At 58.7% G+C, this 13,039-nt stretch carries 12 protein-coding genes and 1 pseudogene; 4 read left to right on the top strand and 9 right to left on the bottom strand.

Going from position 1 to position 13,039, the window contains the following annotated elements:
• Positions 1 to 11: 11 nt before the first annotated feature.
• The 6 genes from tnpB to ACSZOQ_RS03005 all read right to left on the bottom strand — a co-directional run bounded on the left by tnpB (position 12) and on the right by ACSZOQ_RS03005 (position 5,381).
• The gene (gene tnpB / locus ACSZOQ_RS03030; protein WP_439923186.1) at positions 12 to 365 is read right to left on the bottom strand and encodes an IS66 family insertion sequence element accessory protein TnpB; all 354 of its coding nucleotides are present in this window, start codon (positions 363 to 365) and stop codon (positions 12 to 14) included.
• Positions 362 to 784 (bottom strand): transposase, encoded by a 423-nt coding sequence (locus tag ACSZOQ_RS03025; protein ID WP_439923187.1) that lies wholly within the window; start codon positions 782 to 784, stop codon positions 362 to 364. Before ACSZOQ_RS03025 ends, tnpB begins: the two co-directional genes overlap by 4 nt.
• 164 nt (positions 785 to 948) lie before the next feature.
• Positions 949 to 1,269: a SorB family sulfite dehydrogenase c-type cytochrome subunit gene (sorB, locus tag ACSZOQ_RS03020; protein WP_439924576.1), complete on the bottom strand. Its 321-nt coding sequence runs from the start codon at positions 1,267 to 1,269 to the stop codon at positions 949 to 951.
• A gap of 11 nt (positions 1,270 to 1,280) precedes the next feature.
• Positions 1,281 to 2,492, bottom strand: a complete 1,212-nt coding sequence (gene sorA, locus ACSZOQ_RS03015) for a SorA family sulfite dehydrogenase catalytic subunit (RefSeq protein WP_439924575.1) — start codon at positions 2,490 to 2,492, stop codon at positions 1,281 to 1,283.
• Between the two features lie 159 nt (positions 2,493 to 2,651).
• Positions 2,652 to 3,488 carry a hypothetical protein gene (locus ACSZOQ_RS03010; RefSeq protein ID WP_439924574.1) on the bottom strand — a complete coding sequence of 279 codons (837 nt, stop codon included), beginning with the start codon at positions 3,486 to 3,488 and terminating at the stop codon, positions 2,652 to 2,654.
• A gap of 519 nt (positions 3,489 to 4,007) precedes the next feature.
• Positions 4,008 to 5,381, bottom strand: a complete 1,374-nt coding sequence (locus ACSZOQ_RS03005; RefSeq protein WP_439924438.1) for a transposase — start codon at positions 5,379 to 5,381, stop codon at positions 4,008 to 4,010.
• 176 nt (positions 5,382 to 5,557) lie between these two features.
• Here ACSZOQ_RS03005 and ACSZOQ_RS03000 point away from each other — a divergent pair, with 176 nt between their 5' ends.
• On the top strand, positions 5,558 to 5,965 hold the full coding sequence (locus ACSZOQ_RS03000; protein ID WP_439924573.1) for an ion channel: 408 nt from the start codon (positions 5,558 to 5,560) through the stop codon (positions 5,963 to 5,965).
• A gap of 386 nt (positions 5,966 to 6,351) precedes the next feature.
• A complete protein-coding gene (locus tag ACSZOQ_RS02995) occupies positions 6,352 to 6,633 on the top strand; it encodes a GlsB/YeaQ/YmgE family stress response membrane protein (protein WP_439924572.1) in 282 nt (93 codons plus the stop codon).
• Positions 6,634 to 6,763: 130 nt separating this feature from the next.
• On the opposite strand, the gene ACSZOQ_RS02990 is transcribed toward ACSZOQ_RS02995, so the two are convergent.
• The 3 genes from ACSZOQ_RS02990 to ACSZOQ_RS02980 form a co-directional block, all read right to left on the bottom strand.
• Positions 6,764 to 8,137 (bottom strand): transposase, encoded by a 1,374-nt coding sequence (locus tag ACSZOQ_RS02990; protein ID WP_439924438.1) that lies wholly within the window; start codon positions 8,135 to 8,137, stop codon positions 6,764 to 6,766.
• Positions 8,138 to 8,387: 250 nt separating this feature from the next.
• Positions 8,388 to 11,177 carry a UPF0182 family membrane protein gene (locus ACSZOQ_RS02985; protein WP_439924571.1) on the bottom strand — a complete coding sequence of 930 codons (2,790 nt, stop codon included), beginning with the start codon at positions 11,175 to 11,177 and terminating at the stop codon, positions 8,388 to 8,390.
• Positions 11,178 to 11,484: 307 nt separating this feature from the next.
• Positions 11,485 to 11,934 carry a YbhB/YbcL family Raf kinase inhibitor-like protein gene (locus ACSZOQ_RS02980; protein ID WP_439924570.1) on the bottom strand — a complete coding sequence of 150 codons (450 nt, stop codon included), beginning with the start codon at positions 11,932 to 11,934 and terminating at the stop codon, positions 11,485 to 11,487.
• Here ACSZOQ_RS02980 and ACSZOQ_RS02975 point away from each other — a divergent pair.
• Both ACSZOQ_RS02975 and ACSZOQ_RS02970 read left to right on the top strand, forming a co-directional pair.
• Positions 11,919 to 12,836, top strand: coding sequence for a ribonuclease Z (locus ACSZOQ_RS02975; protein ID WP_439924569.1), 918 nt, complete (start codon positions 11,919 to 11,921; stop codon positions 12,834 to 12,836). The two genes, ACSZOQ_RS02980 and ACSZOQ_RS02975, sit on opposite strands and share 16 nt — an antisense overlap.
• Before the next feature lie 136 nt (positions 12,837 to 12,972).
• Positions 12,973 to 13,038: pseudogene (locus ACSZOQ_RS02970) on the top strand (transposase); the annotation flags it as partial.
• Between the last annotated feature and the right edge of the window lies 1 nt (position 13,039).

The raw sequence follows: 13,039 nt of genomic DNA, 5'->3' as shown, positions 1-13,039 counted from the left end.
CTCTGCCGCAGTTATCCCGCCGCTTGCGGACGCCGTGCTTCCTCCGGACGGACCAGCCTCCAGTCCAAACCTTCAAACAAGGCCGCAAACATCGCCGGCGATACCCGCATCACGCCATCCGCAATCGTCGGCCACACGAACTTGCAGCCTTCGAGCCGCTTGTGCACCAACACCAGGCCCGTGCGATCCCAGACCAAAATCTTGATCCGATCCGCTCGCCTCGATCGGAACACGAACGCCGCGCCGCAGAACGGGTCGAGACCAAGCATCTCCTGCACCTTCGCCGCAAGCCCATCGTGACCACAGCGGAAGTCGACAGGCCGCGTCGCGATGTAAATCTTCAACTCCGCGCCAGCAGCGATCATCGTGACGTCCGCACCGCGCGGATCACCTGTGATAGTTGCTTCTCGCCGATCGCCGCGTCCGTCCGCACGACGATGTCACCGATCGCAATCTCAATCTTGACCATCGGAACGTGACGCTCGTCTAACGGCTCTTCCACAACCAGCGGTGCGAAGCTTGTCGTCGGAGAGTCGCACGACGGCAAGCCGCCTCTCTGTCGAAAGCGTCGGCGCCAGTCGTAAATCTGCCAGCGCGTCGCACCATGCTTGCGCGCCACCTCCGCTACCTGAGCGCCAGGCAATAAACTCTCGGCAACGATCCGAGCACGCTCAGATTCCGAACGTACGCGCCGCCCCGTCGGTCCCTCAAGCACTTCAAGCCGGCTGACTATTCCAGTCGATGAGCCGTCCAAATGGACGTCCTTTTTGCCGTCTAACACCATCCAAAACCTCCGTCACAACCGGAGGATTCTTCGCATGTTCGATGCTAACCCGATACAAGGGGATCAACTGAGCGCTTACTTCGCGACGCTATCCCGCGCTTCATCCCACAAGAATGTGCAATTTCACCGCCGCTGGATACGAGCCAGCATGATCGGATTCTGCTCTAATAATTTTCTGTCAGGTATTCGACGATCTTGTCGACGTCGGCATCGCCGATCGGCGCACCGTAGACCTTGATCATCTTGGTCACTTCGGCCTGCCAGAAATCCTTCTTGAATTTCGGCCCGCGCGGTTGCGTCTGCACGTAGTCTGACGAATGACATGCCGTGCAGTTGTTCATCACGACATCGCGGTTGGTCCCCGGCTTGAACGTCGCGGTTTCTTCCGGCAGTGTATATTTCACCGGCTTAGCCTGCGCGGCGGCGAAGCTCGTACCGGCGAGCGCGACAACCACGGAAGCGGCGAGCAATATGGATCGGTTCATCATCACTCTCCTCAGGCTGCCGTGACGTGGACGGTTTCAACGACGTTGCGCAGGTAGCCGGCGGGATTCCACTTGGCCTCCATGGGTTGCGTCTTGCCGTCGTTGCTGGTGGCGCGAACCTTGATATCGTGCGCACCGGCGGGAAGTTTCACGGCGGCATGCCATTCGCGGAACGAATACTTGCCGAGATCCTTGCCGAGCTTGGTGGGCAGCCAGGTCTTGCCGCCGTCGATGGAGACTGCGACCTCTTTGATGCCCTTGCCACCGTCAAAGGCGATGCCTTTCAAAGGGGTCTCCGCGCCGGCCTTGACCTTGGCGCCGTCGCGCAGATTGGTGACGAATGAGCGCACCGTGAAGCGGTTGATCGGGACCGTCGCCTTCGGTGGCGTGCCCGGTTCGACGCAGTTGCAGTCGTTGTCCGGAATCCGATAGGCGGTCTTCATCCAGAAATTATCGTAGACGCTGTCGATCACCGTGATCTCGTTGAGATGCTTGACCCAGTAGGTGCCGTAGTAGCCCGGCACGACGAGGCGCAGCGGGAAACCGTTCAGCATCGGCAGGCTCTCGCCGTTCATCGCATAGGCCAGCATCACCTCGCCGTCGCGGGCATGATCGAGGTCGAGCGCCTTGGCAAAGTCCGGCGTCTTGTCGCTGACCGGTCCGTCCATGCCGTTGAACACGACCTGCTTGGCGCCGGCCTGAACACCGGCCTTGTCGAGTACGGCCTTGAGCGGCACGCCCTTCCAGCGCGCATTGCCCATGGCGCCGTTGCCGGACTGGCCACCGGCGACGCGCGGATTGGAGAAGCCGCGGCTATTGCCGGAGCACTGGTTGACCGCGACGATTTCGACTGCCGGCATCTTCTTGATGTCGGCCAGCGACAGCTTCAACGGCTTATCGACCTTGCCCTTCACATCGACGGAAAATTTGGCGAGATCGATGTCGAGTGGAATGTCGGCGAGATGATAGCGCACAAAGAACGCATCATTCGGGGTGATGACGCTCTCGTTGTAGACCGAGAACGGTGTTTCGAGTTGCGGCGGACGGCTGGTCTGCCCGATCATCAACCGCTTCTGCGGATATTTCACCAGCGGTCGCTCGCCATTGTCGAACGGCAGGGTGGCGGTTTCGGCAAAGGCACTAATTGAACTGAAGATGGATCCAGAGCCGAGCGTTGCAATCGTCGCGGCCGATCCCGCGAGGAGACGCCGTCTGTCGATCATCGCGTTTTCCCCTTCTAATTGGTTACCGTAGCCAATCTTGACGACCTCGTGGAGTCTCGAAATTCACGCCGCCAGCTTCTAACACAGTCTCTGCTCAACGTGTTTTGCTTTCTGGACTGCCAGCCGACACATCGCCTACGTCCTGACATTCTCACAAGTCTAACGGGCCGATTGTTCCGCCCTCGACTCGGCGAGAATTTTCATAAATTTTGCGAAAAGCAATTCCCGTTCTTTGGTGGATAGCGTCTTCCGGCCGGACGAGGAAGCATAGTTCTGTATGAATTGTTCAAACGCCAGCTTCAGCTCAGGAGCAGATTGGCTGAACGAATTGTCTGGATTGGTAGACATGGCCAGATTCCGGTGGGAAGCGAGCCAGTCGGCTGCAGGCTTAAATCGTATCCAGCCGGGCATTTCGGCCGAAAGATTGACTTCGCGCCACTTAGGATGCCTCGACGTGCTGTTAAATTGATCGATTTTGCCGAAAAACGTATCGACGAATTTGGCGATCTTCTTATAGCGCGGGGAGTCCTCCGGCCAACTATAGGCTACAAGCAGCGCCCGGTTCGCAATAGTCGGGACAGTGGTTCCCTCGGCAATCAGGTTCGGATAGTGTTCATGCGTGAGTTCTGCGGGAAGATATTTCGAACGCGGCGATGGATCGGCCTTATCCGGGCCTAATCTGCTTTCGTCCCAAAGCTCAGGTTTTCCCTGCGAGAGGGCGGCCCCGTCCCCACTCTCTTGACCTTCGCGTTCAAGGAAGAGTGGTATCCGCTCCTCCAAGCTTTTCCCGTTGTCATGGACTGACGATATTGCCGGTCGCGCGCGACGTTGTGGGACGTACGCCGCCGACTCTAATAACTGGTTCATTCTCGCCAGTTGATCGACAGGTTGGCTGTCAGCGTCACGCCTGTCGTAGTCTCTTGCGTCCGTTCCGTCGTGCGTGGAGTCCTGAAGGCCAGGATCGCAATACGAAACTGCTCTTGCATCTTTCGACATACCGCATCCTCCCACCAAGGTCCTCTTTCGGAGCGCTTTGCGAGGTATGAGGCGTCAACTACGGAACCGGTCTGCTTTGAATCTTCTTGGCCAACTGAGCTTCGCCGGCACAAAATGCTAACGTCTACGCATCACGCAACAATGAAATTAGACATTATTATGATTTATATTATGATTTATCGGTGGATTAAGACGAAAAAACGACACTGTAACATTGATGTGCCCCAAAAAAGACATTATTCATAAGACTACGATTCGGTGTGATCGGCATCGCCACCGTGCGGAGCCTTTGGATTTCGCGGGCACCGCCCGCTCCCGAATCCGTTCGATCCTTCGTCGTGTTTACCTCACGACCGCTATTCCTTGAAAAGGCGACGTCCGATTGCGATCGCTGCACGTCGCAAATGGGCCGATTTTGTTGCAAAAGTCGGTTGCGCCTGATGGATGCTCGTATTCGGCTGGGGGCAACCGGCTTTGATCCGCCGGCCCTGACTCCTCTACACAACTCTAACTCTAACTCTACGCGAGGCGCAGAACCTGTGCCGGTGGCGGTCGCGCGACCAGAGTTGCGAGCCGCCGCAGGTTCTGAGCGATGGCGGCCAGAACAAACTCATCCTGGGCGCCTCGTGGACCACGCAGTCGAAGTCGAGCAAGCTTTAGAATGCGCTTCAGGTGAGCGAACCGCATCTCGATCTTCTTGCGTTCACGTCGCGAAGTCTCAAAGCCATCAGTGCCGGCGAGCGACCGGGCGACGTCGCGGGCGTGCTCATGAATGTCGCGCGGGATCTTGCGAAAGGGGACCTTCGGACAGCACTGTCCTCTGAGTTTGCAGCCATCGCAATCGCGCTTTCTAGCCAAATAGATCAGCGTGGTCCCGCCATTCACAAGTGTCCCCGTCGTCGTCAGGGTCTTGCCCGCGGGACAGTGGTAGACGTCGGTGGTCGGATCATATCGAAAGTCGCTGCGCGAGAAGGTGCCGTCATCCCGCTTCGACTTATCGAACACAGGGATATGTGGCGCGATGCCCTTGTCCTCGACTAGCCAGTTCAGCATCGGAGCCGCACCGTAAGCGGTATCTCCGACAAGCCGCTCTGGCTTGAGGCCGAAGCGCTCTTCGGTCCGCTCGATCATGGTCTTTGCCGCGCCGACCTCGGCCTGGCGGATGGAGCGGGATGCTTCAACATCAACGATGACACCGAACTTCACGTCGATGAGATAGTTGTCGGAGTAAGCGAAGAATGCCGGTCCCTTGTGAGCGCCGGTCCACTGGGCTGCCGGATCGGATGGCGAGACGAACTTCGGGACCACGTCGCTGGCCGCGCCCCACGCCATATCGTCGAGGGTCGCCAGATACTCCTTCACCGCGCGGCTGGACCTCTTGGGATCGCGATCCCTGCGCCAATCCTGACCCGCGATCGAGCGTTGCTTATTGGCGTCCGCCTGAATCAGGCTCGCATCGACGGCAAAGCCATCACCGCCAACCAGACCGGCCGCAATGCACGCTTCGACGACCCGCTCGAACACACGACGAAAAACATCCCCATCGCGGAAGCGCTCGTTGCGGGCACGCGAGAACGCCGAATGATCGGGAATTGCGTCCTCGATGCCGAGTTTGCAGAACCACCGATAAGCCAAGTTCACTTGCACTTCGCGGCAGATCAGCCGTTCTGAGCGGATCGCAAAGACATATCCCACGATAAGCATCCGGATCATCAGTTCCGGATCAATCGACGGGCGACCCATCGACGAATAATGAGGTGCAAGTTCGCTGTGAAGCCAGCTGAGATCGAGCGCAGTATCGATCTTCCGCACCAGATGATCTTCAGGAACCGCGTCGCTAAGGTGGAACTCGTAGAACAGTTGACTCTGGTCACTCTTCAGACGGCCCATCATCGATCGACCTCGCCGAGATTCGCGTCAACACAACGGAATCACGCTTCGCCGCTTGTCTCAACTGACTTTTGCAACAAAATCGACCCGGAACGGACATCGCGGCAGGGCCATTCCAGTATGGTAGTCTGACGCGATATGACGCCATTGGGTGGAGCGACATGTTACGGCAACTTTTAGTGGGCGGCGGCGTCAGCGTTATCAACATCGCAATCCACGCACTGGTAATGACGATGGTCGTGTGGGTCGCGCGGGCTGTCAGCACGGAGAATAAATCGCATCCCGCTGTATTTTTGATGGCTGTTATGGCTTCAACCGTATCGGTCTTGATGGCTGCCCATGTGGTTGAGGTGTTCGTTTGGGCTTTGGGGTATTTTTTGGTCGCTGCGGCGCCTCCTGGTGCCAGTCTCGTTTATTTTGCATTCGTCAACTACACGACGCTCGGCTACGGCGACGTTGTTCCGATTGAGCGGTGGCACCTGTTTGGCCCCATGACGGCTCTGAACGGGGTCTTGCTGATCGGATGGTCCACTGCGGTTATTTTTGAAGTGCTACGAAGAGCATTGGAACGTTTGGATCTTCGATAGGGCAGATGATCGGTTGCGGTGTCCGCTTTTGATGGCCCATCGTGTCATTTCGCGGCGCTGCAGAATTTAGTCGCGATGGACGCATAGCGGATCATGCCCGGATTTGCCGCTGGCCAACCCGGTCGCGAATGATGCTGTGGACGGCGCCCACTCTGGAGTGCCATAGGGCGCGTGTGGAACAACCTAACAAGCTGTTCGTTACTGGTTTTGGGATGAAGTGTCCGGAAAGGGACTAAGGCCATGGAGGCCTCCCACCACACTCGCCGCGTTAGCGACTATATTCGGCCACCGCAATTTCGCAGGCGCAACCGCATGCGCAAGACGCGGTTGAACTGAGCAATGGCGCACATCGCTACCGAAACTCAACCTTATACAGGCGGCCTAACATGCGCGCCCCAGACCCCCTCGTCACCTTTATTGTAGTTCTAGTAATCGGCCTCACCGCTGGCTTTCTGTTCGACCGGCTTGCGGGGCCGTCATGGCTTGCTCGTCAATTTTCCGGATCAACCCGCGGCATCGTCACAAGCGCGTTGGTGGGTATTGCTGGCGCGTTGATTGGCCATCACATCGCGGTGCTTCTCGCGCTCGGCGGCGGGATAGTGACGTCGGTAATTGCAGCCGCGCTCGGGGCGACTGTGGTGCTGTTTGCTTGGCGGATGGCTAAATAGTAAAATATTTCTGCTAGTGGCCGATTTTGTTGCAAAAGTCGGTTGCGCCTGATGGATGCTCGTATTCGGCTGGGGGCAACCGGCTTTGATCCGCCGGCCCTGACTCCTCTACACAACTCTAACTCTAACTCTACGCGAGGCGCAGAACCTGTGCCGGTGGCGGTCGCGCGACCAGAGTTGCGAGCCGCCGCAGGTTCTGAGCGATGGCGGCCAGAACAAACTCATCCTGGGCGCCTCGTGGACCACGCAGTCGAAGTCGAGCAAGCTTTAGAATGCGCTTCAGGTGAGCGAACCGCATCTCGATCTTCTTGCGTTCACGTCGCGAAGTCTCAAAGCCATCAGTGCCGGCGAGCGACCGGGCGACGTCGCGGGCGTGCTCATGAATGTCGCGCGGGATCTTGCGAAAGGGGACCTTCGGACAGCACTGTCCTCTGAGTTTGCAGCCATCGCAATCGCGCTTTCTAGCCAAATAGATCAGCGTGGTCCCGCCATTCACAAGTGTCCCCGTCGTCGTCAGGGTCTTGCCCGCGGGACAGTGGTAGACGTCGGTGGTCGGATCATATCGAAAGTCGCTGCGCGAGAAGGTGCCGTCATCCCGCTTCGACTTATCGAACACAGGGATATGTGGCGCGATGCCCTTGTCCTCGACTAGCCAGTTCAGCATCGGAGCCGCACCGTAAGCGGTATCTCCGACAAGCCGCTCTGGCTTGAGGCCGAAGCGCTCTTCGGTCCGCTCGATCATGGTCTTTGCCGCGCCGACCTCGGCCTGGCGGATGGAGCGGGATGCTTCAACATCAACGATGACACCGAACTTCACGTCGATGAGATAGTTGTCGGAGTAAGCGAAGAATGCCGGTCCCTTGTGAGCGCCGGTCCACTGGGCTGCCGGATCGGATGGCGAGACGAACTTCGGGACCACGTCGCTGGCCGCGCCCCACGCCATATCGTCGAGGGTCGCCAGATACTCCTTCACCGCGCGGCTGGACCTCTTGGGATCGCGATCCCTGCGCCAATCCTGACCCGCGATCGAGCGTTGCTTATTGGCGTCCGCCTGAATCAGGCTCGCATCGACGGCAAAGCCATCACCGCCAACCAGACCGGCCGCAATGCACGCTTCGACGACCCGCTCGAACACACGACGAAAAACATCCCCATCGCGGAAGCGCTCGTTGCGGGCACGCGAGAACGCCGAATGATCGGGAATTGCGTCCTCGATGCCGAGTTTGCAGAACCACCGATAAGCCAAGTTCACTTGCACTTCGCGGCAGATCAGCCGTTCTGAGCGGATCGCAAAGACATATCCCACGATAAGCATCCGGATCATCAGTTCCGGATCAATCGACGGGCGACCCATCGACGAATAATGAGGTGCAAGTTCGCTGTGAAGCCAGCTGAGATCGAGCGCAGTATCGATCTTCCGCACCAGATGATCTTCAGGAACCGCGTCGCTAAGGTGGAACTCGTAGAACAGTTGACTCTGGTCACTCTTCAGACGGCCCATCATCGATCGACCTCGCCGAGATTCGCGTCAACACAACGGAATCACGCTTCGCCGCTTGTCTCAACTGACTTTTGCAACAAAATCGGCCAATATGAGACATCGCGCTATCCTATTCGATGACCTCGTCGGCGCGGGCAAGCAGCGCTTGTGGCACGACTCGATTCAACGCGTTCGCGGCCGTTGGATCGCTCACCAATGGAAGCTTGGTCAGCAGTTGCACCGGCAAGTCAGAAAATAGCGTTTCTCGGGTACCTCAGCGCCTACCCGATTGCCGGCGGATATCTTCCAAAAGACCGCGCATCACGCCGATCTCCTTGCCGAAGCCTGTCCAATCACCGGATTTCAACCGCTCCATGGCCTGATTGTAGTGATCGAGCGCCTCCTGCGCGCGTCTTGCCGCGGGCCCTTCACTGGGCGATTCCGCGGTCGCACCCGGCGCCGGCGCGGGTCCGTTGTCCACGAAGAGTGCCGACAGTGCCTCGGCAAGTGTTTCCTTCATGACGACGTGCTCGCCATAGGCGGCAATCACCCGCTTGAGCTCCGGCAAATGTCCTTGCTCGGCCCGCAAATACAGCGGCGACACGTAGAGAACCGAATTCTCGATCGGGATCACGAGCAGATTTCCCCGGATCACCCGCGACCCCATCTGGTTCCACAGCGATATCTGCTGGGAGATCTCCGTGTTCTGATGAATTCGCGCCTCGATCTGGAACGGTCCGTAGACCAGCTTCTCCTTGGGAAATTCGTACACGATCAGCTTGCCATAGCCGGGCTTGTCGCAGCGCGCGGCGAGCCATGCGATCATGTTGTCGCGACGGCTCGGCACCATCGGGATCATGATGAAGAATTCGGCTTGCGCCTCTCCGGGCAGCCGCATGATGATGTAGTAAGGCACCATCGTGGTGGTGCCGTCGATGGACGAGACGCCATCACCGGCCGGCTGACGCGGAAATTGCCAGAGGTCCTCGCGGTTGTAGAAAACATCGGTAGCTTCCATGTGGTAGGTCTGGAAGAGTCGCGCCTGGATGAGGAAGAGATCCTCGGGATAGCGAATGTGCTTTTGCAGATCGGGCGGCATGACCGCGAACGGCTTGAACAGGGTCGGGAAGATTCGCTGATAAGTCGCGGCGATCGGGTCGGCCGGGTCCATCAGGTAAAACTCGACGGTGCCGTTGTAGGCGTCGATCACAACCTTCACCGAATTTCTGATATAGTTGAGGTTGTGGCCGGGCGCAGGCTGCGCGTAGGGAAAATATTCGCTCGTCGTGTAGGCGTCTTGCATCCAGAACATCCGGCCCTCGCTGACGACCAGATAGGGATCGCGATCGAGGGTGAGGAACGGGGCGATGGTGCCGACCCGCTTCTGGATGTTGCGCCGGATCATGATCCGGCTGTCATCGCTGATGTAGTCTGATAGCAGCAGGTTCACGTCGTTGAAATGGTGGGCGAAGATCAGTCTCCGCACCATGCCCGATAGCGGTACGCCGCCTGAGCCGTCATAGGACGCGTAGACATTGTTCTTTCCCTTCGGATAATCGAATTCCGGCACCGTTCCCTTGACGATGACGTAGTCCTCGGTCTGCTGCCCGTAATAGATGCGCGGCTCGCGAATGTCGGGTCCTCCGTGCGCAACCGGAGGAATATCGTGCAGATAGAGAAGCGGAAGTCCCTCATCGCTCTTCTGGGTGACCGGACTCATCACTGCACCATTGCCGTGGGTGAACAGGATGTGGCGGTTGACCCAGGTTTGCGCGTTGGGCGGCAGCAGCGCGGAATTCAGCTCGCGCGCCGAGATCATCACGCTCTGGTAGGTGTCGCCAAACCAGTAGCGATCGACATCGAGGTCGCGCATTTTGTAGTAGGTGCGAATCTCCTGCAGTTGCGAGTAGGTGTCGGCCAATGGTTGCCAATCCCACAGTCTTATATTGTCAATCGTGGCCTTGTTGGCCTCGAGTGTCCTGAAGCTCAGGTTCTGTTCCGCAGGGAAAGGCTTCGGTACGATCCGATTGAGATTGTAGGCCTCGCGGGTCAGGGCAATGTTGCGTTCGATGTAGGGCCGCTCCCACTCCAGCTCGTTCGGCCCGACGTAGAAGCGCTGAAATACCGCGGGGATGATGCCCGACAGCAGGAAGGCGCTGCCGAACAGCAGCACAATCGCGGCGGTGGGGAGGCGGTAGGTACGCACCCACAGGTTCGCCCATGCTGCCGAAGCGGCGACGATCGAAAGTGCGATCAGCAGCCACAGGACCGGCAGTTCCACATTGACGTCAGTGAAGCCTGCACCGACCACCACGCCGTTGTCGCCGTACAGCAGGAGATAGCGGTCGAGACTGTAGGACCACGCCTTCACGCCAAAGAAAAGGCCGAGAAGCGCCGAACCGTGCGAGATCGCCGCTGGCGATATTCGCTGAGGCCGGTCTTCGATGTCGCCATATACCCAGTAGATAAATCCGCCGAACAGTGCGCCCATGACGAGCGTCAGCAATGCCCAATTCTTGATAGCCACAAAGGCAGGCAGGGAAAAGAGGTAGAAGCCGATATCCTTGTCGTACAAGGGATCGTTGGTGCCGTAGGGCACCTGACAGATGAAGCGCAGAAGAGTGCTCCAGTTGCCGGCTTCGCCCCAGGCGACGAACAGAGCGAAGAGGCCGCTACTCGCGGCGATCACAATGCGCCACGGCAGCCGTTCGCGCAGGAATTCCAACGGATCGGGCAGCGCCGGAGCGGCCGCAAGCATCGGGTCGAAGGCCGTGGGCAACCGGCTTCGGCGCCCGGCGAGGCCAAGTGCAAGGCGCGCGTTTGCCCACAAGACGGCGGCGGTCGCCGCGAAAACAACGAGGAAGACGGCAACTTTCGCGCCGATCGTGGTCCAGAAGACCTGCTTGTAGCCGATCGAGGCGAACCACATCCAGTCGACCAGGATGTCGCCCACGAGAGCGAGCAGGATCAGGCCAATTGCGACAATGCTGGCCGCGCTGATGAATCCCACCACGGCGCGTCGCCCTGGTTCCTTCCGTTCGGGTCCGGAAATCCCGATCGTCATGGTGGCATTATAGCAGAACGACAGACGTGGCGCGCCTGTCGCGAGGGCGCCGCATCTACTTTTTGCTCCGCCCTCCTACAATAGGCGGATGCGCGCATCAGGCGCGCGCCGAACTCTGGAGGACGCGCGAGTTCTTGGAGGGCTGCATGTTGTCCGCTTTGTCCGCTGAAGCAAACAAGTAGCAGATATCTTGCAAGGTCAGCGAAGGATCAAAACCCGACCTCTAGGAGGCAGCCGCTCTTAGCGTCTAGCGGACTAACTGGGATTACGTGTCCCTTCATGCACCGGTCCTGGCCTTTCGCCGGCCCTATCTCTCATACCAACCGATGAGGATCGCTTCCGCGATGGCGTGCTTGCGTGCTTCTCGCTCAATGTCACGGCAGGACGCATTGGCCTTTGCCGGAAGATCCTCCATCGAGAGGGCAAGCAGCCGGAAGTGATAATGATGAGGCCCATGGCCATGAGGTGGACACGGGCCGCCATAGCCCACTTTCCGAAAATCGTTGACCGCCTGCTTCATTCTGGTGTTCTGCGCGGCGTTGACTGCGAATTCCGTTACGGCTGGCGGAATATCGTAAACCGCCCAATGATGCCATGTGCCGACGGGAGCATCGGGATCGTCGCAGAGTAGGACAAAGCTCCGCGATCCCTCTGGCGCGCCGGACCATTGCAGAGGTGGCGAAAGATTTTCTCCATCACAGGTAAACCGTCGCGGAATTGCGGTACCTTCGGTGAAGGCGCTTGAAACGAGTTTCATGGCTCTCTCCTGAGGCTGCAGGAAACATCGGCTCGGGCTTTGACCAAATCTTTGTCTCGCATGCGCATATCGATCATTTCGTTGGCTTCGACCATCTGCTTCGTTTGCTCGTCGGGCACGAGAAATCGGTGCAGCTCTTCGGTCCGTCCGGCTTTGCCGAGCGCGTCTTTCACAAGCTTCAGGCCTACCGTTGGAACTTGGTCGAAAGCTATCCCTGCGATCTTGTTTTCGTTGTGAGCGAACTCGGAACGACAGATTCCATCTCTACCACGCGGTTCCGGCTAAGGAAGGCTTTCGCAGCAGAGCCATCAGTCTCTCACAAAACCTTTGCCGGCGTACTCTGCGATGAACCGACCCATCGCGTGTCAGCCGCGATCCTTGAACACGGCACGCCCTGCCTCGCCTTTGCGCTGCAGGAGGCGGCACATGTCAACGTATGGAAGAACCGGCTGTTGCAGCGCGGGCTGCCCGTCGGTCCGTGGTTGCACTCGCTCAAGAAGGCTGTCGTCGAACGTCGCGGCGACGATCATTTAATCCATGTTGATGAAGCGGAAAACCCGGATCGCCTCGTTCCACTCGCCAGCCTGCGCGATCTCCTGACGGTCACTGCCGGTCAGAAAATTGCCTATGTGACCGACGTTGCCGACACGCCGGCCAATCGTGCCGCCATCGTGGCGCTGATTCAGAATGCAGACGTCCTCTTCATCGAGGCGGCGTTTGCGGGGGCAGACGCCGCATTGGCGAGGGAGCGGGCCCATCTCACAACCACGGCTGCCGGAGAAATCGCGCGGGAAGCCAATGTACGCTGCGTCGAGCCTTTTCACTTCTCTCCGCGCTATACGGGAGGGCAGGAGCGGATGCTGGCCGAGGTGATGGCGGCGTTCAGGGCATCTCACGCCTGACGCAAAGACCTGAGCGGTAAGTCCTGGCCGGGAGAGACATTTGCCGGCTGGGCATCGGAAATCGGTGCGGCTCTTCCTATGCGGAGATGTCATGTGCGGCCGCGGCGTCGACCAGGTGTTGGCGCCCCTGCAGCCCCGGTCCGAACGGCGACTGTGCGACGAGATCCATCTCAACCTGGCCTACCGCTGGTTTTGTCGCCTGA

The organism is Nitrobacter sp. JJSN (genome assembly GCF_051912485.1).
Taxonomy (GTDB): domain Bacteria; phylum Pseudomonadota; class Alphaproteobacteria; order Rhizobiales; family Xanthobacteraceae; genus Nitrobacter.
This window is presented reverse-complemented; position numbering and strand designations above follow the sequence as displayed.

What these genes read in the sequence shown, in the direction of transcription:
- tnpB (WP_439923186.1), bottom strand. Translation starts at nt 365, where the DNA reads ATGATCGCTGCTGGCGCGGAGTTGAAGATTTACATCGCGACGCGGCCT.
- ACSZOQ_RS02980 (WP_439924570.1), bottom strand. Translation starts at nt 11,934, where the DNA reads ATGAAACTCGTTTCAAGCGCCTTCACCGAAGGTACCGCAATTCCGCGA.
- ACSZOQ_RS02990 (WP_439924438.1), bottom strand. Translation starts at nt 8,137, where the DNA reads ATGATGGGCCGTCTGAAGAGTGACCAGAGTCAACTGTTCTACGAGTTC.
- ACSZOQ_RS03005 (WP_439924438.1), bottom strand. Translation starts at nt 5,381, where the DNA reads ATGATGGGCCGTCTGAAGAGTGACCAGAGTCAACTGTTCTACGAGTTC.
- ACSZOQ_RS02985 (WP_439924571.1), bottom strand. Translation starts at nt 11,177, where the DNA reads ATGACGATCGGGATTTCCGGACCCGAACGGAAGGAACCAGGGCGACGC.
- sorB (WP_439924576.1), bottom strand. Translation starts at nt 1,269, where the DNA reads ATGAACCGATCCATATTGCTCGCCGCTTCCGTGGTTGTCGCGCTCGCC.
- sorA (WP_439924575.1), bottom strand. Translation starts at nt 2,492, where the DNA reads ATGATCGACAGACGGCGTCTCCTCGCGGGATCGGCCGCGACGATTGCA.
- ACSZOQ_RS02995 (WP_439924572.1), top strand. Translation starts at nt 6,352, where the DNA reads ATGCGCGCCCCAGACCCCCTCGTCACCTTTATTGTAGTTCTAGTAATC.
- ACSZOQ_RS03025 (WP_439923187.1), bottom strand. Translation starts at nt 784, where the DNA reads ATGGTGTTAGACGGCAAAAAGGACGTCCATTTGGACGGCTCATCGACT.
- ACSZOQ_RS03010 (WP_439924574.1), bottom strand. Translation starts at nt 3,488, where the DNA reads ATGTCGAAAGATGCAAGAGCAGTTTCGTATTGCGATCCTGGCCTTCAG.